The 23,669-nt window shown below is 49.9% G+C and carries 15 protein-coding genes, 1 tRNA gene and 3 rRNA genes; 10 read left to right on the forward strand and 9 right to left on the reverse strand.

Annotated features, from left to right (window positions below; genetic code table 11):
- Nucleotides 1-163: 163 nt before the first annotated feature.
- The 3 genes from PS053_RS08135 to PS053_RS08145 all read right to left on the reverse strand — a co-directional run bounded on the left by PS053_RS08135 (nucleotide 164) and on the right by PS053_RS08145 (nucleotide 4,026).
- A complete protein-coding gene (locus PS053_RS08135; RefSeq protein WP_001247569.1) occupies nucleotides 164-1,378 on the reverse strand; it encodes a CaiB/BaiF CoA transferase family protein in 1,215 nt (404 codons plus the stop codon).
- A 51-nt stretch (nucleotides 1,379-1,429) separates the two neighbouring features.
- A complete protein-coding gene (locus PS053_RS08140; RefSeq protein WP_054412335.1) occupies nucleotides 1,430-2,737 on the reverse strand; it encodes an MFS transporter in 1,308 nt (435 codons plus the stop codon).
- Between the two features lie 122 nt (nucleotides 2,738-2,859).
- On the reverse strand, nucleotides 2,860-4,026 hold the full coding sequence (locus tag PS053_RS08145) for an acyl-CoA dehydrogenase family protein (RefSeq protein WP_010342840.1): 1,167 nt from the start codon (nucleotides 4,024-4,026) through the stop codon (nucleotides 2,860-2,862).
- Between the two features lie 510 nt (nucleotides 4,027-4,536).
- Between PS053_RS08145 and PS053_RS08150 the strand changes: the two genes are divergently transcribed.
- The 5 genes from PS053_RS08150 (at nucleotide 4,537) to PS053_RS08170 (ending at nucleotide 9,590) form a co-directional block, all read left to right on the forward strand.
- Nucleotides 4,537-5,697 carry an acyl-CoA dehydrogenase gene (locus PS053_RS08150; protein WP_044716032.1) on the forward strand — a complete coding sequence of 387 codons (1,161 nt, stop codon included), beginning with the start codon at nucleotides 4,537-4,539 and terminating at the stop codon, nucleotides 5,695-5,697.
- Nucleotides 5,694-6,458 (forward strand): electron transfer flavoprotein, encoded by a 765-nt coding sequence (locus PS053_RS08155; protein ID WP_001237163.1) that lies wholly within the window; start codon nucleotides 5,694-5,696, stop codon nucleotides 6,456-6,458. Before PS053_RS08150 ends, PS053_RS08155 begins: the two co-directional genes overlap by 4 nt.
- A gap of 20 nt (nucleotides 6,459-6,478) precedes the next feature.
- The gene (locus PS053_RS08160) at nucleotides 6,479-7,408 is read left to right on the forward strand and encodes an FAD-binding protein (RefSeq protein ID WP_273774862.1); all 930 of its coding nucleotides are present in this window, start codon (nucleotides 6,479-6,481) and stop codon (nucleotides 7,406-7,408) included.
- A 219-nt stretch (nucleotides 7,409-7,627) separates the two neighbouring features.
- A complete protein-coding gene (locus tag PS053_RS08165; protein ID WP_233945680.1) occupies nucleotides 7,628-9,043 on the forward strand; it encodes an MFS transporter in 1,416 nt (471 codons plus the stop codon).
- Nucleotides 9,033-9,590 (forward strand): desulfoferrodoxin family protein, encoded by a 558-nt coding sequence (locus PS053_RS08170; RefSeq protein WP_002461524.1) that lies wholly within the window; start codon nucleotides 9,033-9,035, stop codon nucleotides 9,588-9,590. Before PS053_RS08165 ends, PS053_RS08170 begins: the two co-directional genes overlap by 11 nt.
- 78 nt (nucleotides 9,591-9,668) lie before the next feature.
- Here the strand turns inward: PS053_RS08170 and PS053_RS08175 are convergent, their stop codons facing one another.
- Nucleotides 9,669-10,706 (reverse strand): tRNA/rRNA methyltransferase, encoded by a 1,038-nt coding sequence (locus PS053_RS08175; RefSeq protein WP_044709878.1) that lies wholly within the window; start codon nucleotides 10,704-10,706, stop codon nucleotides 9,669-9,671.
- A 206-nt stretch (nucleotides 10,707-10,912) separates the two neighbouring features.
- On the opposite strand from PS053_RS08175, the gene trxC reads away from it, so the two are divergent.
- The 5 genes from trxC (at nucleotide 10,913) to PS053_RS08205 (ending at nucleotide 16,627) form a co-directional block, all read left to right on the forward strand.
- Complete coding sequence (gene trxC, locus PS053_RS08180) at nucleotides 10,913-11,332, forward strand: thioredoxin TrxC (protein WP_001098724.1); 420 nt, start codon at nucleotides 10,913-10,915, stop codon at nucleotides 11,330-11,332.
- A gap of 68 nt (nucleotides 11,333-11,400) precedes the next feature.
- On the forward strand, nucleotides 11,401-12,099 hold the full coding sequence (tapT, locus tag PS053_RS08185; protein WP_256879207.1) for a tRNA-uridine aminocarboxypropyltransferase: 699 nt from the start codon (nucleotides 11,401-11,403) through the stop codon (nucleotides 12,097-12,099).
- A gap of 31 nt (nucleotides 12,100-12,130) precedes the next feature.
- Nucleotides 12,131-14,791, forward strand: coding sequence for a peptidyl-lysine N-acetyltransferase PatZ (gene patZ / locus PS053_RS08190; RefSeq protein WP_233991795.1), 2,661 nt, complete (start codon nucleotides 12,131-12,133; stop codon nucleotides 14,789-14,791).
- 113 nt (nucleotides 14,792-14,904) lie between these two features.
- Nucleotides 14,905-16,260 carry a CDP-diacylglycerol--serine O-phosphatidyltransferase gene (pssA, locus tag PS053_RS08200; RefSeq protein WP_002461518.1) on the forward strand — a complete coding sequence of 452 codons (1,356 nt, stop codon included), beginning with the start codon at nucleotides 14,905-14,907 and terminating at the stop codon, nucleotides 16,258-16,260.
- A 43-nt stretch (nucleotides 16,261-16,303) separates the two neighbouring features.
- Nucleotides 16,304-16,627, forward strand: a complete 324-nt coding sequence (locus PS053_RS08205) for a YfiM family lipoprotein (protein WP_077629318.1) — start codon at nucleotides 16,304-16,306, stop codon at nucleotides 16,625-16,627.
- Here the strand turns inward: PS053_RS08205 and kgtP are convergent.
- The 5 genes from kgtP to PS053_RS08230 all read right to left on the reverse strand — a co-directional run bounded on the left by kgtP (nucleotide 16,624) and on the right by PS053_RS08230 (nucleotide 23,381).
- A complete protein-coding gene (gene kgtP / locus PS053_RS08210) occupies nucleotides 16,624-17,922 on the reverse strand; it encodes an MFS transporter (protein WP_204677932.1) in 1,299 nt (432 codons plus the stop codon). The genes PS053_RS08205 and kgtP overlap by 4 nt on opposite strands.
- A gap of 351 nt (nucleotides 17,923-18,273) precedes the next feature.
- A 5S ribosomal RNA gene (rrf, locus tag PS053_RS08215) occupies nucleotides 18,274-18,389 on the reverse strand.
- Between the two features lie 192 nt (nucleotides 18,390-18,581).
- Nucleotides 18,582-21,483 (reverse strand): 23S ribosomal RNA (locus tag PS053_RS08220).
- A gap of 195 nt (nucleotides 21,484-21,678) precedes the next feature.
- A tRNA-Glu gene (locus PS053_RS08225) sits at nucleotides 21,679-21,754 on the reverse strand.
- Between the two features lie 85 nt (nucleotides 21,755-21,839).
- Nucleotides 21,840-23,381: ribosomal RNA gene (locus PS053_RS08230) — 16S ribosomal RNA — on the reverse strand.
- The 16S, 23S and 5S rRNA genes sit together here with 1 tRNA gene alongside, the layout of an rRNA operon.
- Nucleotides 23,382-23,669: the final 288 nt, after the last annotated feature.

The raw sequence follows: 23,669 nt of genomic DNA on the forward strand, positions 1-23,669 counted from the left end.
GTCAACCACGCAGCGACAACTCACGCACGCTATGTACACGCCATCTTTCAAGTTGGCTCTACGTGGGCAGCGAGTTAATCGGTTCATCCATGAACCGTGTTCTCACAGACCACAGCTTCGTGGTGTAAAAATCTATTTTCTGGAAAACCGGGCGGTTCAATAGTTAGTCCGGGATAATAACTGCGCCTTCATAACTAAAAGCGTAAATGTCGTCCGGCGTGTATCCATATTCAGCAAGGATTTGTTGTGAGTGATGCCCCAGTCGGCGGGATGGTTTTATCTGCGCGCCCCCCATACCGTGAATTGTCACTGGAGGAGTCACCAACACTCGCTGATTCCCGGTTGGATATGCAACGTTACGCAGACAATCCGTCGCCCATGCCTGCTCATCCTGCAAAATTTCATCCGGGGTATATCCCTTCTCATGAGCAAAATCATTGTCTTTTAACAGACGCATCATTTCACTCAACGGGCGTTTCGCTACCTGCTCGCTGATAACATTGATAATGTCCCGATTGCGCCCAAAACGATTAACATCTGCAATACGGCAAAATTCAGGGCTATCAATTAAATCCTCGCGCCCAAGTAACTGCATGAATTTGTTGAAGTAACGATCGTATTCAGGAATACAAATAACCATCCACCGACCATCACTGGTTTTGTAGGTGTTGTTGAAAGGATTAGCAACTTCGCAGCGAGACTTAGGATAGACATTGCCATACTGCGCAGAGGTCACAGCAATGCTCATCATAAATAACGCCGTATGGTGAAGACTGACGGTAACCTTATCGCCTTTTCCTGAGATAGTGCGCCCATAGAGAGCTGCGCAAATACCGGAAACCAGACACATCGATGCCTGAAAATCGCCAAAACCATTCACCGAGTTAATTGGCGTTTCTCCACGTTCGTTGGTAGAGCCAAGAATCCCACCCCGGCAAACGTATGCCGTTGCATCGAATCCGGCGGTATCTTTTTCCGGGCCTTTTTCGCCATAACCCAGAATCTGAGCAAAAATCAAACGAGGAAAACGTAGATGAAGCTCTTCCCAGGAAAAACCCAGACGCTCCAGTGCCTTAGTTCGATAGCTGGTCACCACAACATCAGCGGTGGCCAGAATGCGATACGCGATGGCTTTTGCGCTCTCTTTTTTCAGATTTAGACACAAAAAACGTTTATTGGCGTTGGAAATATCAAATGCCGGATTTTCATCATCCTCATATGGCATGTTGAAAACAGAAGCCTGTGTGCGTCCAGGATCGCCAGTTGGAGGCTCGATTTTAATCACATCTGCGCCCCAATCGCCAAGGAGGCGAGCGACGGTTGGAGCTGCCAAAAAAGAGGTTAAATCAACAACTTTTATTCCTTCAAGGGGTCTCATATCCCTACTCCTTCAATATGCATATCCGTGCTGTCCGGCGTATGACTTCACTCACCGAGCCTGCCCGGAGACAGACGAACCTTTCTTTTCTATTGGCTTAATACGCGCCAACAACATGAAAAATGCCCCCAGAATGGCAATCCCGGCCCCAAGATAAAGCGCATATTCATATTGCCCGGAAACATCAATCACCCACCCAGCCAGTACAGGCGAAAGAATACCCGCGAAGGTTCCAAATACCCCGTTTAATCCCACCAGCATGCCGGTATTTTTCTGTGAGAAAATAATAGGAATGGAGAAGTGCGCCGCCATAGTGAAACAGAGGAAAAAGTTTGACGCGGAAATTAACGTCGCTGCGCTCCAGAGACTATTAGCTCGTGTCCCGAGGATTAGAAACATTCCGGCTAAAAGCAGTCCGAGTACTGGCGTAAGTTTACGTCCTGTGTTCTGTCCAAGCCGTCGGCAGGCCGCGTCTGTAACTAATCCACCCAGTGGATAAGCAAAAATCGCGACCAGATAAGGCAACATTGAATAGATTGCACTTTGCTTAAGATCGATATTCCTGCCCATCGCAAAATAGGTCGGTAGCCAGGTCATAAAAAGAAAAAAGAGATAATTGGTGCAGAAATAACATAGCGAGCAAGCCCAAACAGAAGGCGTTGAAAGAATATCCGCTTTATTGAGCCCGGGGTCTCCCGCATTATTCTGCTCTGAGGATGGCGCGCCTGAAATGACTTGCCCTGCCTGAATATAATCCAGCTCACTTTTACTGATGCGTTTGTCTGTCTGTGGGCGACTATTACCCAGCCCCCACCAGAGTAAACACCATATCAACCCCGGAACAGAGACAATATAGAAAACAGTTTGCCAGCTCCACGCCTGAATAATCCATGCCGCCAGCACCATGGCAAAAGCAATTCCCGCCGGGCAGCCAATCTGCAACAACCCCGTCGCCTTCCCGGATTCACTTTTGGGAACCCATCTTGCAGCCAAAGAGAAATTCGCTGGAACCAGTAGTCCTTGACCAATACCCACCAAAATACGCAATACCATCATCAGCCCAAGTGTAGAACCTAAAGGTGTTAAGAAAGTAAATAACGCCCACCATAACGTTCCTGTTACCAGAATAATACCGCCTCCGAATCGGTCAGCCAGCAATCCCGCAGGTAACATGGTTATTGCATAACCGATGAAAAATGCCGTAGATACCCAACCAAATTCAATGGCAGTCCAGCCATACTCCTGCATCAATGCAGGCCCACACATGGACATGCCGCTACGAGCCACAAACATGACAAAATAATCTAAAATCAGCAGAGCAATAATGCCCCAACGTCTATTCCCGGATGATTTACTCATAGGTCACTCTCGCGAGAAAACAAGAATGATCGCACCCACGAAATAACACGCGACGTGCGATCGCAGGCAGGGCGTAACGGTAAGGATCCCGCATCCCTCCTCTTTGCATGAGCTATTCCGGGTTAGCGGATTTCGCCAGCAGCGGCAATTAACGGGCGTGCAATCGTCAGGCGCTGAACAGTCCGCGGTCCCTCTTCAAACCAAAGTGCGCGCGCATCGCGATACATCCGCTCAACAGGGCCATAAGGGTTATCTTCGAAGTAGCCAATACCGCCAAAGATCTCAAGACAGCCATCAGACACGGTACGAACCGTATCAATACCGTGCAATTTGCACATTGCGGAGACCATCTCGATATCTTCCCCACGGTCAAACTTCTGCGCGCAGTCACGTAGCATGACGCGAAGCGCATGCACCTGAGTTCCCATATCAGCCAGCGTCTGCTGGATAGCCTGACGGGCAACCAGCGGTTTACCAAACGTCACACGATCTTTAGCGCGTGTGATAGCCAACTCCAGGAAACGCTGAGACATACCAAGACAGGTAACCGCAATCATCGCTCTGGAGTGCGCTAACGCATCCATGAAGATATCCAGACCATCACCTTCTTTGCCCATGATGTTATGCGCCGGAACTTCGCAGTTCTCAAAACGCAGGTAAGCATGTCCCGCACCGCGACATCCCATCATGTGCGGCATTGGATCGATGTAGTATCCCGGGGTATTTGTCTCGATGAAAAAAGCGGTCAAACCGCCTTTTTTACGTTTGTTTTCGTCCGTAACGGCAATAACATAGCTACCATCAGAAATATCGGTATGCGAAATTAATGTTTTACTGCCGTTTAGAATATATTTATCGCCTTTTTTCACTGCTGTCGTACGAATATCCGCACCGGAGCCACAGTCGGCTTCAGTGAGCGCGAAGTTAATGTATGCATCTTTATTTGCCAGTAGCGGTAACCATTTAGCCCGAAGATCAGCTGCGCCATGATCATACATAATACGCCAGTTCAGACCATTAGCATGATGGAGGTTCATACGCATACCGCCAGGACCTCGGCAAAATTCTTCCATAACAGAAAAAAATTGTTCGCAATTAAGCCCAAGCCCACCAAATTCTTCTGGAATTGCCAGACGGAATAAATCATTTTTCCGGCATACATCATAATACTCATCAGGGAACACATTCGTGCGCTCAACCGTCAACTGAATTTCTTCCAGATCCGTTTCTGTGACTTTTCTGACTTTCTGTTTCAGTGCTACCAGTTGCTCTTGAGATAAGATCGCCATATACCAACCCCACTTCACATTTAAATGATTAAGAACCATTTGAAGAATTCTGACGATAAACATGTAGGTAAAAATTAATCCAGGCTGTTTCTTTCATCCTTCTCCACTAATTAACGTTGACCAGTATAAAAACCTCTACCTCATTCTGGCATTGACATTCCCGACAAACAGTTGGACAAATCGAACCTATCTCTAAGAAAACAAGCAGAAATAAATTTATTAGCAACAGCAAAATAAACAGCACCAATCGCAACAAAAAAAGAGTAAGAAAACCAACATCGATCACAAAAAGACATGAATGTTCGCTTTATCCAGGATCAGGTCAGATCTGTCTATATATGCGAAGAATTCGTAAAACTATTATTACGAATGAGGCGTTTATTGGAATATTTATTAAGGCTATATGTTTTAGCTGAGTGAGTTACTGATATCACTAATAACAATCATACGGGGCAATGTTATTACACCACACCCTGACAGATCACTATCAATAAGTAATGAGGAGACTTCATGGACTTTAGTCTGAGCGAAGAACAGGAATTGCTTTTAGCGAGCATTCGGGAGCTGATTACCCGCAGTTTTCCCGAGGCGTATTTTAAAAGATGTGATGAGACTCGAACTTTCCCGCACGAATTCTTTAATGCATTAGCAGAAAGTGGAATTGGCTTATTAGGTATTCCCGAAGAGTTTGGGGGGGTGCCTACCGATATGATGACGCAGGTGCTGGTACTGGAGGAAATCGCCCACATGGGGGCCCCTGCTTATATCATGACTGAGGGGCAGTGCATTCATAACATGCAGCGATTCGGCAACGACGAACAGTTACAAAAGACCGCCGAAGCAGGTCTGACAGGTATCCCGGCTTACTCTTTGGCTTTCACTGAGCCCCAGGCGGGATCGGATAACAACCGCATAGCAACAACTTATACCCGGAAAAACGGCAAAGTTTATCTCAATGGGCAAAAAACATTCATTACTGGCGCCAAAGATTACCCTTATATGCTGGTGCTGGCACGTAACCCCGAACCGGAAGATCCCAAACGCTGCTTTACTTTATGGTGGCTGGACCCCACTTCTCCAGGGGTGAAGCTCAATAGTCTGCACAAAGTCGGCTGGCATATGGTCAGTAACTGCGAAGTTTTTCTGGATGACGTGGAACTGGAAGAGCGCGCCATGGTAGGTCGCGAAGGCTATGGTTTTATCCATATGATGGAAAACTTTGAAATTGAACGTCTGGTTATCGCGTCCCATTCTCTGGGCGTAGCCGAATGTGCATTTGAAGATGCCGCGCGCTACGCCAATCAACGTATTCAATTCGGTAAGAATATTGGCCAGTTTCAGATGATTCAACTCAAGTTGACTCAAATGGCCGTCAAAATCCAAAACATGAAAAATATGGTTTATCGCACCGCATGGGAATGCGACAACAACCTGTCGATGCGCCTCTCTGCCCCCATGTGCAAATTGTACTGTGCGCAATCAGCCTGCGAAGTGATTGACGATGCGATGCAAATTTTGGGTGGGCTAGGCTACACCGACGATAGTCGAGTCTCCCGTTTCTGGCGCGATACACGTGTAAACCGCATTGGCGGAGGCACTGACGAAATTATGGTTTATATCTCCGCTCGCGAGATCCTGAAACAGTACGATAAACACAGGGATATGCCATGAGATTGATTACCTGCTACAAACTGGTGCCTGAAGAGCAAGACATCGCTATTAGTGCTGACAGAACGCTGATTACTGATCACGCTGGCGAAAAAATCAGCCCATTTGATCTCAACGCCATCGAAGCGGCTGTTCAGTTGGCTGGCGATAATGACGAAGTAGTGGCGCTGAGTGTCGGCGCAAAAGCGCTGGATAATGCCAAACTACGCAAAGATGTCCTCTCACGCGGTCCCGATTCACTGTATCTGGTTCGTGACGACTCACTGGAGAAAGCTTTACCCCACTACACAGCCGGCGCCATTGCGGCAGCAAGCCAGAAAATAAAATTCGACCTATTACTCTGTGGTGAAGGCTCTGGCGATTTGTATGCCCAACAAACGGGGCTGTTGGTCGGTGCAATGTTGCACATTCCGGCAATCAACGCCGTCAGTCATATTGAAATTAATGATGGTTTCGTCACTGTAGAGCGACTCCTCGAAGACGAGATTGAAGTGCTCGATGTTCCGTTTCCCGCAGTGCTGTGCGTCACCTCAGATATCAATGTTCCTCGCATTCCATCAATGAAGGCCATTCTGAGCGCAGGGAAAAAAAGCGTCACGCAATGGAGCGCCAGCGATATTGGCTGGTCGTCAGTTCCCCCTGGGATCTCGTTAGCCAGCGTCTACGCGCCGCAACAAACAGAACGTAAGCACATCATCATCGAAGGCGATGGCGAGGAAGAAGTCGCTCGTCTGCGAGATTATCTGACTAATGCGTTGAGCTAACGTCAGCGGAGAAGTGAAGAATGAGCAAAATAAGTAACGTATGGGTATTCAGCAACAGTGTCGATCGCTATGCGGATCTGCTTGCCGGAGCGCACCAGCTTGGTGAGCGCGTCAATGCCGTAATTTGGAATGAAGAGGACGCCGCACAGGTTGCGCAAGCGGATGCTATCTATCTATTGGAAGGAAAAACGGATCAGCAACGCTTCGAAAACTATGCGGAAACTCTGGCGACGCTGGTGCAAAGCAAGCAAAAAACACTGGTTATACTGGCAGCAACTCGTCGGGGAAAAGCACTGGCGGCAAAACTCAGCGTGCTGCTGCATAGCGGGCTGGTGAATGATGCAATAGCCATGGAATATAAAAATGGCACGCTGTATGCCGAACATCGAATGTATGGAGGCTTAGCTTTCGGACGGGAAGCGCTCGCCACGTCAATTGTAGTAGCAACGATAGCAAGTGGTATTTATGAGCCGCTGGCTGCGGCAACAGCACATCCACCGTTGACGAAGGTTACCTATGTGCAACCTGAACATGAAATTCTGTGCAAAGAACGGCAAGCTAAAACAGTCAGCAGTCTCGATCTTAGCAAAGCCAGACGAGTGATAGGCATTGGTCGGGGCCTGATGACTAAGGACGATTTGCACATGATCCGGGAGCTGGCATCAGCACTTGATGCTGAAATAGGTTGCTCCCGACCGATTGCGGAAGGCGAACACTGGATGGCCCGCGAACGCTATATTGGCGTTTCCGGCATCCTGTTAAAATCTGATATTTATCTTGCGTTAGGAATTTCCGGGCAGATACAACATATGGTTGGCGGCAATGGCGCTAAAACGATTATCGCCGTGAATAAAGATAAAAACGCGCCAATTTTTCAGTACGCTGACTATGGACTTATTGGCGATATTTACAAAGTTGTACCGAAATTAACAGCACTATTAAAACGTTAAGACGAAAGCCGCTATCCTGGACTATCTGTTTTATATTGCCAGGATAAGGCTGGCAATATTTATTTTGATTACGCTGACCGCATGAGATAAAGCGCATGGCGGATGTTATGCGAAAACACGATGTTAGAGAAATGGCGATATCCCAAGAGTTCGTTCGGAGTTGAATTCCGTTTAGGTTAATTTCTTCCTGCAGTCAATTCGCCCCGGATGGTGAAAACAATGTTCACAGCAGACGGAGGATTTATGTTAATTCAGGGAAAAATTGATATTAGCACTATTTTAGATACATACCCGATCAGTCATCGACAATGGTTAATTGTATTTTTGGGTTTTCTGGTATTAGGTATTGATGGCTTTGATGTTACTGCCATCGGTTTTATCGCTCCGGCGATTGTGGACGATTGGCAAATCTCCCGTCATATGCTCGGCCCGGTGATGATGAGCGGCTTATTAGGTCTGGCTGGCGGATCGCTGATTTCTGGTCCGTTAGCCGATCGGTATGGGCGCAGAAAAATCATTATCGCTTCGGTAATATTTTTTGGTATTTGCAGTTTATTATCCGCCTGGTCATGGGATTTATACAGTCTGACATTTTTTCGATTTATTACCGGATTGGGTCTGGGCGCTGCTATGCCTAATATCACCACACTGGTCGCAGAATATGCTCCGGGAAAATACCGTTCTCGACTCTCAACGGTTATACATTGTGGTTTTAATACTGGAGCAGCCCTTGGCGGCCTGTTAAGTCAACAATTACTGGAAACCAGCAGTTGGCGTTCGGTATTAATTATCGGTGGTATATTACCGTTATTGTTAGCGCTGATATTGTTACGCTATCTTCCCGAATCAATGCTTTTCCTTGTTCAGTCGCCACAAAATAAAAATAAATTGATGCGGCTACTGAATAAGTTCATTCCCGGCATAGCCAACGAGCACTGCTCTTTTTTTACGACAGAGCCGGAGAAAAACCACGCCAATACAGCAAAATCACTACTGAGTTCCCCCTATACATTGGGAACTTTTTCACTGTGGCTCACTCTGTTTGGCGGATTGTTCTGTGTTTATCTCCTCTCTGGTTGGCTGCCACTGATGATTAAAGACGCCGGATTAACGTTATCCCAGGCTGTTATTATCGGTTCTGTCTTTCAGGTTGGCGGCATGATGGGGAATTTTTGCATCGGTATTGAAATGGATCGCTGGGGGCAGCACTGTGCCATCATCCTGACATTACTGGGCGGCGCGTGCTGTGCGCTCATTTTGGGGCTATATACGCCGTCCATGCCGCTACTTTGTGTCATGGTGTTATTACTGGGATACACCATCAATGGTATCAGTCCTGGTTGCTACGCCCTGGCCGCACATTTTTATCCGACATCGATAAGAGCAACAGGTGTCAGTTGGGCTACCGGAGTTGGTCGACTGGGCGCGATAACCAGCGCGGGCGTCGGTTCTGCCATGCTGGCGGCAGGATGGACATTTAACGAAGTATTCATGTTTCTGCCATTACCTTTGCTAATCGGCACGCTGGCGCTGTATTGCAAAAAACGGTGTCAGGTTATCGTAAAAAACCAGACGCCTTCATCCATGGACAATAATGCAATGACAGAACAAGAGGAAATTGACGGTGTTAAATAATGACCATTCAGAAAGAGTACCGTCCTTTTTTAAAGTATCTACCCGAATCAAAAATAGTACGAAACCGGCATTTATTCAGCGCGAACCTGTTTTTTATCACTGCTCACACTGCGGACAGTTTTTCATTCAGCCAGGCAACAATAATAACGAAATGCAACACCGTTGCTGTAGCGAAACAATGGAAATATTACATGCGAAAAATACCGATACAGATACACCGTTAGCTAAAGAACATCGACCACAAATGACAATATCAGGAGGATTTGAATCAAATACCCTTTCTGTCTGTACAGGAATGCCTCCACATTCAATGACAGAAGAGCATCACCTGGCATGGATCTATATCTATACCTTTCAGGGAGGGCAATTTAAATTTCTGCAGCCAGGCGATATACCAGAGGCTACATTCGCACTGGCGGAAAAAGATGCCTACGTTTATTGCGACCGCCGGATCTGCAAAGGAAGTAAATGCAAATTTAACTGCAAAAGAGGATTTACAGCCTACTGCTGGTGTAACCAGCACGGTTTATGGAAACTCACGTATTAAACCACATACAACTTTCGTGCAGGAAAATTCACAAAATGACCAGCCCGCATACCCGGCTTCAGGTATGCGGGATTACGATCAGGCTTTATTCTGCCGCCACCATTCGGCAAGCAAAACGCCGGTTGCGACAGAGATATTCAGCCCGGCAACGTTGCCTGTACCATCAATATTTACCCGTACATCATTCGGGTCACGTGCAGCATCCGATAGCCCTTCATATTCCTGCCCCAGTACCAGCACCATTTTCTCTGGCAGAGTGGTTTTGAACAGCGGTTTACCTTGCTCGCTGGAAGTGGTCACCACGGTGTAGCCCGCCTGACGGAAATCATCCAGCACGTTAACAATGTTGTCGCCAGTAATCGGCTGAACATGCTCTGCGCCGCCTTCGGCGGTACGGATTGCCGCTCCCGATTCCAGCAACGCCGCATCCTGCACCACAACGCCTTTCACGCCAAAGTGTGCGCAACTACGCATCATGCCGCCCAGGTTATGCGGGTTAGATTCGTTTTCCAGCGCCAGTACACAATCCTGCGCGCCTGCCTGGCTTACCCACTGACGCACGGTTGTGCCATTACGCTTTTTGATCAGGAAGCAAACGCCGCCATGATGCTCCGTACCTGATGCTTTTGTCAGTTCTGCTTCATCCACAACATGGTACGCTTTGCGGTTTGCCGCCATCCAGCGCAATGCTTCTTTAAAACGCGGCGTTACGCTCTGGATAAACCACGCACGAACAATCGCCTCTGGACGGCTCTGGAATAATGCCTGGCACGCGTTTTCGCCGTAGACGCGGGTTTCTTCCGCACGTTGGCGACGCAACACTTCCGGGTCGATAAAACTTTTACCACTGATGCCACCGTGATCGGCCTTCTCCGGCATTTCATCGCCCGGTGCGCGGGAAATAGTGCGCCACGGCGACTCTTCACGCTTACGGTCACGGAACGGATTCTGTTTGTCATCGCGGGCGGGGCGACGGCCACCGTCGGCACGAGATTTTCCTGGACGCCCGCCCCCTTTCCCGGTACGCGGGTTATGGGTACGTTTATCAGAATCATCATCACTGCGGACATACATCACTTTGACCTTGCCGCTTTTGCTTTTCATTTCATCGTTCATGCTTTTCTCCACCAGCGCTGCGCGAAGCGCGCAGATTACCCGAAGTGCGCGCGGTTCGCCATGATTTCGTTTCAAAGCCTGCGACTATCATACCTATTGAATAAAACAGATTGTTGTCTGGAACAATGCTCTCGATAATATGTAACATATTAGAAACATACCGGCATCGTTGCCGATAAGTCTCCTTACTCATCCCGAGGTTAGTTATGAATACCGTTTGTACCCATTGTCAGGCCATCAATCGCATTCCCGACGATCGGATCGAAGATGCGGCAAAATGTGGACGTTGCGGTCACGACCTGTTTGACGGAGAGGTGATTAATGCGACCGGTGAAACGCTGGACAAATTGCTGAAAGACGATCTGCCAGTGGTGATCGACTTCTGGGCGCCGTGGTGCGGGCCTTGCCGTAACTTTGCCCCTATTTTTGAAGATGTTGCGCAAGAGCGTAGTGGCAAAGTGCGCTTTGTAAAAGTGAATACCGAAGCTGAACGCGAATTAAGCAGCCGCTTTGGCATTCGCAGTATTCCGACGATTATGATTTTCAAGAATGGTCAGATTGTCGACATGCTTAATGGCGCAGTGCCGAAAGCGCCGTTTGATAGCTGGCTGAACGAATCTCTCTAATCTTGCCGGGGCGCATCTTGTGCCCCGTTTTCTCCTCTGCGACAATGGCGTTTTTTCGACGCTCTCTTATGACCGAAAACGCTGTTCTCCAGTTACGTGCCAAGCGTATTGCGCGCGCAACTCGCCCTTTTCTTGCCCGTGGTAATCGCGTTCGTCGCTGCCAACGCTGTCTCTTGCCAGAGAAATTATGTCTCTGCTCGACAATTAGCCCAGCGGAAGCAAAAAGTCGCTTCTGTTTGCTGATGTTCGACACTGAACCAATGAAACCCAGTAATACCGGGCGTTTAATTGCCGATATCTTGCCGGATACCGTCGCATTTCAATGGTCGCGCACCGAACCATCACAAGATTTGCTGGATCTGGTAAAAAACCCGGCATATCAGCCAATGGTGGTTTTTCCCGCCTCATATGCTGATGAGCAACGGGAAGTGATCTTCACACCACCTGTCGGTAAGCCACCGCTGTTTATCATGCTCGATGGCACCTGGCCGGAAGCTCGCAAGATGTTTCGTAAAAGTCCGTATCTGGATAATCTTCCCGTCATTTCCGTCGATCTTTCTCGATTGTCCGCCTATCGCCTGCGTGAAGCCCAGGCTGAAGGCCAATATTGTACTGCCGAAGTAGCCATCGCACTGTTAGATATGGCCAGCGATACCGAAGCTGCAACGGGCTTAGGTAAGCATTTCTGTCGCTTTAAAACGCGCTATCTGGCAGGAAAAACGCAACATCTGGGTAGCATCACAGCAGAACAGTTAGAAAGCGTTTAAAATTATTCGGTCACTTCTGCGGGAGAGCGGTATGAGTCAGCGAGGACTGGAAGCACTACTGCGACCAAAATCGATTGCGGTAATTGGCGCATCAATGAAACCCCATCGCGCAGGTTACCTGATGATGCGTAACCTGCTGGCTGGAGGTTTTAACGGGCCGGTACTCCCGGTGACGCCAACCTGGAAAGCGGTGTTGGGTGTGTTGGCCTGGCCGGATATATCCAGTTTACCTTTTACGCCCGACCTTGCGGTACTGTGCACAAATGCCAGCCGCAATCTGTCGCTTCTGGAAGAACTCGGCGCAAAAGGCTGTAAAACCTGCATTATTCTTTCTGCCCCGGCATCACAACATGAAGAGTTACGTACCTGCGCCCAGCGCCATAACATGCGCCTGCTTGGACCAAACAGTCTGGGATTACTGGCGCCGTGGCAAGGCCTGAATGCCAGCTTTTCACCCGTACCGATTAAGCGCGGCAAGCTGGCATTTATTTCGCAATCGGCTGCCGTATCCAACACCATCCTCGACTGGGCGCAACAGCGTGAGATGGGCTTTTCGTACTTTATTGCGCTCGGCGACAGCCTGGATATCGACGTTGATGAATTGCTCGATTATCTGGCTCGCGACAGCAAAACCAGCGCCATCCTGCTCTACCTCGAACAATTAAGCGACGCGCGACGTTTTGTTTCAGCGGCTCGTAGTGCCTCACGCAATAAACCGATTCTGGTAATTAAAAGCGGGCGTAGCCCGGCAGCGCAACGGCTGTTGAACACCACGGCAGGAATGGATCCTGCGTGGGATGCAGCGATTCAGCGCGCCGGTTTGTTGCGAGTGCAGGACACCCACGAACTGTTTTCGGCGGTGGAAACCCTTAGCCACATGCGCCCGCTACGTGGCGACCGGCTGATGATTATCAGCAACGGTGCCGCGCCTGCCGCGTTGGCGCTGGATGCCTTATGGTCACGCAATGGCAAGCTGGCAACGCTAAGTGAAGAAACCTGCCAGAAACTGCGCGATGCCCTGCCTGAGCATGTAGCAATCTCCAATCCGCTCGATCTGCGCGATGACGCCAGCAGCGAGCACTATGTCAAAACACTGGATATTCTGCTCAATAGCCAGGATTTTGACGCGTTAATGGTTATCCATTCGCCCAGTGCCGCCGCTCCCGCCACAGAAAGCGCACAGGCATTAATTGAAGCGGTAAAACATCATTCCCGTAGTAAGTACATCTCTCTTCTGACCAACTGGTGCGGTGAATATTCATCACAGGAGGCGCGACGTTTATTCAGTGAAGCGGGGCTACCGACCTATCGTACGCCGGAAGGTACAATCACTGCGTTTATGCATATGGTGGAGTATCGACGCAATCAGAAGCAATTACGCGAAACGCCGGCGCTGCCCAGCAATCTGACCTCTAATACCGCAGAAGCGCATATTCTGTTGCAACGGGCCATTGCCGAAGGGGCTACGTCGCTCGATACCCATGAAGTTCAGCCAATCCTGCAAGCGTATGGAATGAACACGCTTCCTACCTGGATTGCCAACGATAGTGCCGAAGCAGTGCATATTGCTGAACAGATTGGCTATCCGGTGGCGCTGAAATTACGCTCGCCGGATATTCCGCATAAATCGGAAGTTCAGGGCGTTATGCTCTACTTGCGCACAGCCAATGAAGTACAGCAAGCCGCGAACGCTATTTTCGATCGCGTAAAAATGGCCTGGCCGCAGGCGCGGGTCCACGGCCTGTTGGTGCAAAGTATGGCTAACCGTGCAGGCGCCCAGGAGTTACGAGTGGTGGTCGAGCACGATCCGGTTTTCGGACCGTTAATCATGCTTGGCGAAGGAGGCGTAGAATGGCGTCCTGAAGAGCAAGCTGTCGTGGCGCTGCCGCCGTTGAATATGAACCTGGCTCGTTATCTGGTCATTCAGGGAATCAAAAGTAAGAAGATTCGTGCGCGCAGTGCGCTACGCCCGTTGGATGTTGCGGGCTTAAGCCAATTGCTGGTGCAAGTTTCCAACCTGATTGTCGATTGCCCGGAAATTCAGCGTCTGGATATTCATCCTTTGCTGGCTTCTGGCAGTGAATTTACCGCGCTGGATGTCACGCTGGATATCGCGCCGTTTGAAGGCGATAACGAGAGTCGGCTGGCAGTGCGCCCTTATCCGCATCGGCTGGAAGAATGGGTAGAATTGAAAAACGGCGAACGCTGCTTGTTCCGCCCGATTTTGCCGGAAGATGAGCCACAGCTCCAGCAATTCATTTCGCAAGTCACCAAAGAAGATCTTTATTACCGCTACTTTAGCGAGATCAACGAATTTACCCATGAAGATTTAGCCAACATGACGCAGATCGACTACGATCGGGAGATGGCGTTTGTGGCTGTACGGCGTATTGATCAAACGGAAGAGATCCTCGGTGTCACACGTGCGATCTCCGACCCTGATAACATCGATGCCGAATTTGCCGTGCTGGTTCGCTCAGATCTCAAAGGGTTAGGGTTAGGTCGGCGCTTAATGGAAAAGTTGATTACCTATACGCGAGATCACGGACTGCAACGTCTGAATGGTATTACGATGCCAAACAATCGTGGCATGGTGGCGCTGGCCCGCAAGCTCGGGTTTAGTGTCGATATCCAGCTCGAAGAGGGGATCGTTGGGCTTACGCTAAATCTTGCCCAGCGCGAGGAATCATGAGTAAGGTACTGGAAATGTTGACCACTTAATCGGGACTGGTGTTATTATTGTCCGCTTATGTCGTCTGCATTGCACAGAGGACCCTTCAATGAACAGAGAAGAAATGCACTGTGATGTTGTCAAAATTTAAGCGTAATAAACATCAACAACACCTTGCCCAACTACCCAAGATTTCTCAATCAGTTGATGATGTCGATTTCTTTTACGCTCCCGCCGACTTCCGGGAGACTCTGCTGGAAAAAATAGCCAGCGCGAAGCAGCGCATTTGCATTGTCGCCCTGTATCTTGAACAGGATGACGGTGGCAAAGGCATTCTGAGCGCATTGTATGAGGCTAAACGGCAGCGTCCAGAACTGGATGTGCGAGTGCTGGTCGACTGGCATCGTGCACAACGTGGACGCATTGGCGCTGCGGCATCTAATACCAACGCTGACTGGTATTGCCGCATGGCACAGGAAAATCCGGGCGTAGATGTTCCGGTTTATGGCGTTCCTGTCAATACCCGTGAAGCCCTGGGCGTTCTGCATTTTAAAGGCTTTATCATCGATGACTGTGTGCTTTACAGCGGCGCCAGTCTGAACGACGTTTACCTTCATCAGCACGATAAATATCGCTATGACCGCTATCATCTGATCCGTAACCGAAAAATGTCAGACATTATGTTTGAATGGGTTACACAGAATATTATGAATGGTCGCGGTGTTAACCGTCTGGATGATGTTAATCGCCCAAAAAGCCCGGAAATCAAAAACGACATTCGCCTGTTCCGCCAGGAGCTGCGTGATGCCGCTTATCATTTCCAGGGCGATGCCGACAACGATCAGCTTTCCGTAACGCCGTTGGTAGGTCTGGGGAAATCGAGTCTGTTGAACAAGACTATTTTCCATCTTATGCCTTGTGCCGAGCAGAAACTAACCATCTGCACACCTTACTTCAACTTGCCGGCAATCCTTGTGCGCAATATCATCCAGTTGCTGCGCGAAGGGAAAAAGGTCGAAATTATCGTTGGTGATAAAACCGCGAATGACTTCTACATTCCAGAAGATGAACCTTTCAAGATAATTGGCGCACTGCCTTATCTTTATGAGATTAATTTGCGTCGCTTCCTGAGCCGTTTGCAGTATTATGTCAATACTGACCAGTTAGTGGTCCGGTTATGGAAAGATGACGACAATACCTATCATCTGAAAGGGATGTGGGTTGATGATAAGTGGATGCTGGTAACCGGTAATAACCTGAATCCACGCGCCTGGCGTCTGGATCTGGAAAACGCCATTTTGATCCACGATCCGCAACTGGAGCTTGCGCCACAGCGTGAGAAAGAACTGGATCTGATCCGCAAGCACACCACCATCGTTAAGCACTACCGCGATCTGCAAAGTATTGCCGATTATCCGGTAAAAGTTCGCAAACTCATCCGCCGTTTGCGCCGCATCCGCATCGACCGATTAATTAGCCGCATCCTGTAATCACAACCCCGTCCTGTACGGGGTTTATTTTCTGGAGGACATGTTGCGTATTCTTTTTACCTGCTCGCTATTGTTACTTTCTGGATGCAGTCACATGGCTAACGATAGTTGGAGTGGACAGGATAAAGCTCAACACTTTATTACCTCGGCAATGCTTTCTGCCGCCGGGAACGAATATGCGCAACATCAGGGGATGAGTCGCGACCGTAGCGCGATGTTCGGGCTGATGTTCTCTGTAAGTCTGGGCGCATCAAAAGAGCTGTGGGATAGCCGCCCCGAGGGGAGCGGCTGGAGCTGGAAGGATTTTGCCTGGGATGTCGCAGGAGCAACCACCGGCTATACCGTCTGGCAGCTGGCCCGTCACTAAAGACGCATCCCTTTCCCCTTGCGATGCAACATCAGAGAAACCAGAAACGCCACCACGGCCATCAATGTCACATACCAGAAGAAGGCTGTTTCCATTCCTGTTGATTTCAGCGACAACGCTACGTACTCCGCCGAACCACCAAATATAGCATTGGCGACCGCATATGACAGACCAACGCCTAATGCGCGAACCTGTGCAGGGAACATCTCAGCCTTCAGTATTCCACTGATTGAAGTATAAAAACTCACTATCAGCAGGGCGCACATCACCAGACCAAAAGCGGCATAAGGCGAGGAAACATTCTGCAATGCTGAGAGAACAGGAACGGTAAAAATGGCCGCCAGAGAGCCGAAGCATAACATCGAAGTGCGGCGACCAATCTTATCCGATAGCGCGCCAATTAGCGGCTGAATGAGCATAAATACAAACAGTGCCGCGGTCATAATGCCACTCGCTACATTGGCGTGCATTCCTGCGGTATTCACCAGATACTTCTGCATATAGGTGGTGAAAGTATAGAAACAAAGCGAACCCGCCGCGGTAAAACCGAGAACCATGACGAATGCTCGGCGATTGCGCCATAATCCTTTCAAAGATCCAGCTTCTTTTAAAGCGCGTGTTTCTTGTTGTGAAGTTTCATCTAATTGACGGCGTAACCACAACGCCACAACAGCTAACACAGCTCCTGACGCAAAGGGAATACGCCATCCCCACTCTCTGAGTGCAGAGTCGTCCATGGTGTGTTGTAAAACTACCACAACCAGTAGTGCTAGCAGTTGTCCGCCAATCAACGTCACATACTGAAATGATGCGTAAAAACCTTTGCGCCCTTCAACAGCAACTTCACTCATATAAGTGGCACTGGTGCCATATTCTCCGCCAACAGATAACCCCTGGAATAAACGAGCAAGAAGCAATAATGCCGGAGCCCATGTACCGATTGTTTCGTAGCCAGGTAAGCAGGCGATAACCAGTGATCCAAAGCACATCATACACACCGATAACAGCATTGATTTTTTACGCCCATGTCTATCGGCTATGCGTCCAAATAACCAGCCGCCGATTGGACGCATCAGAAAGCCCGCAGCAAAAACACCGGCTGTTTGTAGTAGTTGAGTGGTCGTGTTACCAGAAGGGAAGAAGATGTGGGCGAAGTAGAGGGAACAGAACGAGTAGACATAGAAATCGAACCACTCGACCAGATTACCTGAAGAGGCCCCCACAATTGCCCAAATGCGGCGACGAGCATCACTACTTGTCAGTTTGCCGTCTGCCGTTACAGTACTTTCTGCCATGCCATTATGTCTCCTGCCTTAATTCGACGCTTTTGTCGGTCGCTGTTGTTTATTTTTAGCAAAGAAAATGTTATACATTTGTTGCATATAATTATGCAACCTTAAGCGTGAATTTAGTTAGCAGGAAAATGATTATTGAAGACGTTCAGGATAGGTTCCAAGTGAGATGATCGTATGAAAGTGGAAAAGTTATGGAAGTCGTATTCATTGTTGAATCTGGCGTGCACGGATTTCCCCCACGCCACACGATCTTTCGTAGGACGGATAAGGCGCGCCAGCGTCGCATCCGGCTTTTTTTCAGTACCAATGCAAAAAAGCCATCCTTATGGATGGCCTTTCGCTTAATTTGATGCCTGGCAGTTCCCTACTCTCGCATGGGGAAGCCCCACACTACCATCGGCGCTACGGCGTTTCACTTCTGAGTTCGGCATGGGGTCAGGTGGGACCACCGCGCTATCTCCGCCAGGCAAATTCTTTGTGCTCTGTCCTGTGTCTTTTCCACTGATACTGCGTCGGCTGCATTCCCGAAAGTCAGTCACATACTTCAGTATGCTCCTTCCTTCGCTTCATTTGCCGCCTTGTCTCAGCGTAAAACCCTTCGGACTCTGAATCTGAGCTGAAAATCTTCTCTCAATCCGCCAAAACACCTTCGGCGTTGTAAGGTTAAGCCTCACGGTTCATTAGTACCGGTTAGCTCAACGCATCGCTGCGCTTACACACCCGGCCTATCAACGTCGTCGTCTTCAACGTTCCTTCAGGAGACTCTAAGTCTCAGGGAGAACTCATCTCGGGGCAAGTTTCGTGCTTAGATGCTTTCAGCACTTATCTCTTCCGCATTTAGCTACCGGGCAGTGCCATTGGCATGACAACCCGAACACCAGTGATGCGTCCACTCCGGTCCTCTCGTACTAGGAGCAGCCCCCCTCAGTTCTCCAGCGCCCACGGCAGATAGGGACCGAACTGTCTCACGACGTTCTAAACCCAGCTCGCGTACCACTTTAAATGGCGAACAGCCATACCCTTGGGACCTACTTCAGCCCCAGGATGTGATGAGCCGACATCGAGGTGCCAAACACCGCCGTCGATATGAACTCTTGGGCGGTATCAGCCTGTTATCCCCGGAGTACCTTTTATCCGTTGAGCGATGGCCCTTCCATTCAGAACCACCGGATCACTATGACCTGCTTTCGCACCTGCTCGCGCCGTCACGCTCGCAGTCAAGCTGGCTTATGCCATTGCACTAACCTCCTGATGTCCGACCAGGATTAGCCAACCTTCGTGCTCCTCCGTTACTCTTTAGGAGGAGACCGCCCCAGTCAAACTACCCACCAGACACTGTCCGCAACCCCGATAAGGGGCCAACGTTAGAACACCAGCCATTAAAGGGTGGTATTTCAAGGACGGCTCCATGCAGACTGGCGTCCACACTTCAAAGCCTCCCACCTATCCTACACATCAAGGACCAGTGTTCAGTGTCAAGCTATAGTAAAGGTTCACGGGGTCTTTCCGTCTTGCCGCGGGTACACTGCATCTTCACAGCGAGTTCAATTTCACTGAGTCTCGGGTGGAGACAGCCTGGCCATCATTACGCCATTCGTGCAGGTCGGAACTTACCCGACAAGGAATTTCGCTACCTTAGGACCGTTATAGTTACGGCCGCCGTTTACCGGGGCTTCGATCAAGAGCTTCGCTTGCGCTGACCCCATCAATTAACCTTCCGGCACCGGGCAGGCGTCACACCGTATACGTCCACTTTCGTGTTTGCACAGTGCTGTGTTTTTAATAAACAGTTGCAGCCAGCTGGTATCTTCGACTGATTTCAGCTCCACGAGCAAGTCGCTTCACCTACCATCAGCGTGCCTTCTCCCGAAGTTACGGCACCATTTTGCCTAGTTCCTTCACCCGAGTTCTCTCAAGCGCCTTGGTATTCTCTACCTGACCACCTGTGTCGGTTTGGGGTACGATTTGATGCTACCTGATGCTTAGAGGCTTTTCCTGGAAGCAGGGCATTTGTTGCTTCAGCACCGTAGTGCCTCGTCATCACGCCTCAGCCTTGATTCTCCGGATTTGCCTGGAAAACCAGCCTACACGCTTAAACCGGGACAACCGTCGCCCGGCCAACATAGCCTTCTCCGTCCCCCCTTCGCAGTAACACCAAGTACAGGAATATTAACCTGTTTCCCATCGACTACGCCTTTCGGCCTCGCCTTAGGGGTCGACTCACCCTGCCCCGATTAACGTTGGACAGGAACCCTTGGTCTTCCGGCGAGCGGGCTTTTCACCCGCTTTATCGTTACTTATGTCAGCATTCGCACTTCTGATACCTCCAGCATGCCTCACAGCACACCTTCACAGGCTTACAGAACGCTCCCCTACCCAACAACGCATCAGCGTCGCTGCCGCAGCTTCGGTGCATGGTTTAGCCCCGTTACATCTTCCGCGCAGGCCGACTCGACCAGTGAGCTATTACGCTTTCTTTAAATGATGGCTGCTTCTAAGCCAACATCCTGGCTGTCTGGGCCTTCCCACATCGTTTCCCACTTAACCATGACTTTGGGACCTTAGCTGGCGGTCTGGGTTGTTTCCCTCTTCACGACGGACGTTAGCACCCGCCGTGTGTCTCCCGTGATAACATTCTCCGGTATTCGCAGTTTGCATCGGGTTGGTAAGTCGGGATGACCCCCTTGCCGAAACAGTGCTCTACCCCCGGAGATGAATTCACGAGGCGCTACCTAAATAGCTTTCGGGGAGAACCAGCTATCTCCCGGTTTGATTGGCCTTTCACCCCCAGCCACAAGTCATCCGCTAATTTTTCAACATTAGTCGGTTCGGTCCTCCAGTTAGTGTTACCCAACCTTCAACCTGCCCATGGCTAGATCACCGGGTTTCGGGTCTATACCCTGCAACTTAACGCCCAGTTAAGACTCGGTTTCCCTCCGGCTCCCCTATTCGGTTAACCTTGCTACAGAATATAAGTCGCTGACCCATTATACAAAAGGTACGCAGTCACCCCATTAAGAGGCTCCCACTGCTTGTACGTACACGGTTTCAGGTTCTTTTTCACTCCCCTCGCCGGGGTTCTTTTCGCCTTTCCCTCACGGTACTGGTTCACTATCGGTCAGTCAGGAGTATTTAGCCTTGGAGGATGGTCCCCCCATATTCAGACAGGATACCACGTGTCCCGCCCTACTCTTCGAGCTCACAGCATGTGCATTTTTGTGTACGGGGCTGTCACCCTGTATCGCGCGCCTTTCCAGACGCTTCCACTAACACACACACTGATTCAGGCTCTGGGCTCCTCCCCGTTCGCTCGCCGCTACTGGGGGAATCTCGGTTGATTTCTTTTCCTCGGGGTACTTAGATGTTTCAGTTCCCCCGGTTCGCCTCATTAACCTATGGATTCAGTTAATGATAGTGTGTCGGAACACACTGGGTTTCCCCATTCGGACATCGCCGGTTATAACGGTTCATATCACCTTACCGACGCTTTTCGCAGATTAGCACGTCCTTCATCGCCTCTGACTGCCAGGGCATCCACCGTGTACGCTTAGTCGCTTAACCTCACAACCCGAAGATGTTTCTTTCGATTCATCACCGTGTTGCGAAAATTTGAGAGACTCACGAATAATCTTTCGACTATTCAGTGTTTCAATTTTCAGCTTGATCCAGATTTTTAAAGAGCAAATATCTCAAACTTCACCCGAAGATGAGTTTTGAGATATTAAGGCAGGTGACTTTCACTCACAAACCAGCAAGTGGCGTCCCCTAGGGGATTCGAACCCCTGTTACCGCCGTGAAAGGGCGGTGTCCTGGGCCTCTAGACGAAGGGGACGTATCAGTCTGCTTCGCAAGACGCCTTGCTTTTCACTTTTCATCAGACAATCTGTGTGAGCACTGCAAAGTACAGTTCTTTCAGGTAAGGAGGTGATCCAACCGCAGGTTCCCCTACGGTTACCTTGTTACGACTTCACCCCAGTCATGAATCACAAAGTGGTAAGCGCCCTCCCGAAGGTTAAGCTACCTACTTCTTTTGCAACCCACTCCCATGGTGTGACGGGCGGTGTGTACAAGGCCCGGGAACGTATTCACCGTGGCATTCTGATCCACGATTACTAGCGATTCCGACTTCATGGAGTCGAGTTGCAGACTCCAATCCGGACTACGACGCACTTTATGAGGTCCGCTTGCTCTCGCGAGGTCGCTTCTCTTTGTATGCGCCATTGTAGCACGTGTGTAGCCCTGGTCGTAAGGGCCATGATGACTTGACGTCATCCCCACCTTCCTCCAGTTTATCACTGGCAGTCTCCTTTGAGTTCCCGGCCTAACCGCTGGCAACAAAGGATAAGGGTTGCGCTCGTTGCGGGACTTAACCCAACATTTCACAACACGAGCTGACGACAGCCATGCAGCACCTGTCTCACGGTTCCCGAAGGCACATTCTCATCTCTGAAAACTTCCGTGGATGTCAAGACCAGGTAAGGTTCTTCGCGTTGCATCGAATTAAACCACATGCTCCACCGCTTGTGCGGGCCCCCGTCAATTCATTTGAGTTTTAACCTTGCGGCCGTACTCCCCAGGCGGTCGACTTAACGCGTTAGCTCCGGAAGCCACGCCTCAAGGGCACAACCTCCAAGTCGACATCGTTTACGGCGTGGACTACCAGGGTATCTAATCCTGTTTGCTCCCCACGCTTTCGCACCTGAGCGTCAGTCTTCGTCCAGGGGGCCGCCTTCGCCACCGGTATTCCTCCAGATCTCTACGCATTTCACCGCTACACCTGGAATTCTACCCCCCTCTACGAGACTCAAGCTGACCAGTATCAGATGCAGTTCCCAGGTTGAGCCCGGGGATTTCACATCTGACTTAATCAACCGCCTGCGTGCGCTTTACGCCCAGTAATTCCGATTAACGCTTGCACCCTCCGTATTACCGCGGCTGCTGGCACGGAGTTAGCCGGTGCTTCTTCTGCGGGTAACGTCAATGAGCAAAGGTATTAACTTTACTCCCTTCCTCCCCGCTGAAAGTACTTTACAACCCGAAGGCCTTCTTCATACACGCGGCATGGCTGCATCAGGCTTGCGCCCATTGTGCAATATTCCCCACTGCTGCCTCCCGTAGGAGTCTGGACCGTGTCTCAGTTCCAGTGTGGCTGGTCATCCTCTCAGACCAGCTAGGGATCGTCGCCTTGGTGAGCCGTTACCTCACCAACAAGCTAATCCCATCTGGGCACATCCGATGGCAAGAGGCCCGAAGGTCCCCCTCTTTGGTCTTGCGACGTTATGCGGTATTAGCTACCGTTTCCAGTAGTTATCCCCCTCCATCGGGCAGTTTCCCAGACATTACTCACCCGTCCGCCACTCGTCAGCAAAGAAGCAAGCTTCTTCCTGTTACCGTTCGACTTGCATGTGTTAGGCCTGCCGCCAGCGTTCAATCTGAGCCATGATCAAACTCTTCAATTTAAAAGTTTGATGCTCAAAGAATTAAACTTCGTAATGAATTACGTGTTCACTCTTGAGACTTGGTATTCATTTTCGTCTTGCGACGTTAAGAATCCGTATCTTCGAGTGCCCACACAGATTGTCTGATAAGTTGTTAAAGAGCAGTGCCGCTTCGCTTTTTCTCAGCGGCGCGGGGTGTGCATAATACGCTTTCCCGCTACAGAGTCAAGCATTTTTTGCTTTTCTCTGCCAGAATTCTCAGGAGAATCCTGCTGACCCGGCGGCGTGTTTGCCGTTGTTCCGTGTCAG

The sequence above is a fragment of the Escherichia albertii genome, from assembly GCF_028622335.1.
In the GTDB taxonomy this organism is placed as follows: Bacteria; Pseudomonadota; Gammaproteobacteria; order Enterobacterales; family Enterobacteriaceae; genus Escherichia; species Escherichia albertii.

What these genes read in the sequence shown, in the direction of transcription:
- PS053_RS08140 (WP_054412335.1), bottom strand. Translation starts at nt 2,737, where the DNA reads ATGAGTAAATCATCCGGGAATAGACGTTGGGGCATTATTGCTCTGCTG.
- pssA (WP_002461518.1), top strand. Translation starts at nt 14,905, where the DNA reads ATGTTGTCAAAATTTAAGCGTAATAAACATCAACAACACCTTGCCCAA.
- PS053_RS08165 (WP_233945680.1), top strand. Translation starts at nt 7,628, where the DNA reads ATGTTCACAGCAGACGGAGGATTTATGTTAATTCAGGGAAAAATTGAT.
- patZ (WP_233991795.1), top strand. Translation starts at nt 12,131, where the DNA reads ATGAGTCAGCGAGGACTGGAAGCACTACTGCGACCAAAATCGATTGCG.
- PS053_RS08150 (WP_044716032.1), top strand. Translation starts at nt 4,537, where the DNA reads ATGGACTTTAGTCTGAGCGAAGAACAGGAATTGCTTTTAGCGAGCATT.
- tapT (WP_256879207.1), top strand. Translation starts at nt 11,401, where the DNA reads ATGACCGAAAACGCTGTTCTCCAGTTACGTGCCAAGCGTATTGCGCGC.
- PS053_RS08145 (WP_010342840.1), bottom strand. Translation starts at nt 4,026, where the DNA reads ATGGCGATCTTATCTCAAGAGCAACTGGTAGCACTGAAACAGAAAGTC.
- PS053_RS08155 (WP_001237163.1), top strand. Translation starts at nt 5,694, where the DNA reads ATGAGATTGATTACCTGCTACAAACTGGTGCCTGAAGAGCAAGACATC.
- kgtP (WP_204677932.1), bottom strand. Translation starts at nt 17,922, where the DNA reads ATGGCAGAAAGTACTGTAACGGCAGACGGCAAACTGACAAGTAGTGAT.
- PS053_RS08175 (WP_044709878.1), bottom strand. Translation starts at nt 10,706, where the DNA reads ATGAACGATGAAATGAAAAGCAAAAGCGGCAAGGTCAAAGTGATGTAT.
- PS053_RS08135 (WP_001247569.1), bottom strand. Translation starts at nt 1,378, where the DNA reads ATGAGACCCCTTGAAGGAATAAAAGTTGTTGATTTAACCTCTTTTTTG.
- trxC (WP_001098724.1), top strand. Translation starts at nt 10,913, where the DNA reads ATGAATACCGTTTGTACCCATTGTCAGGCCATCAATCGCATTCCCGAC.
- PS053_RS08160 (WP_273774862.1), top strand. Translation starts at nt 6,479, where the DNA reads ATGAGCAAAATAAGTAACGTATGGGTATTCAGCAACAGTGTCGATCGC.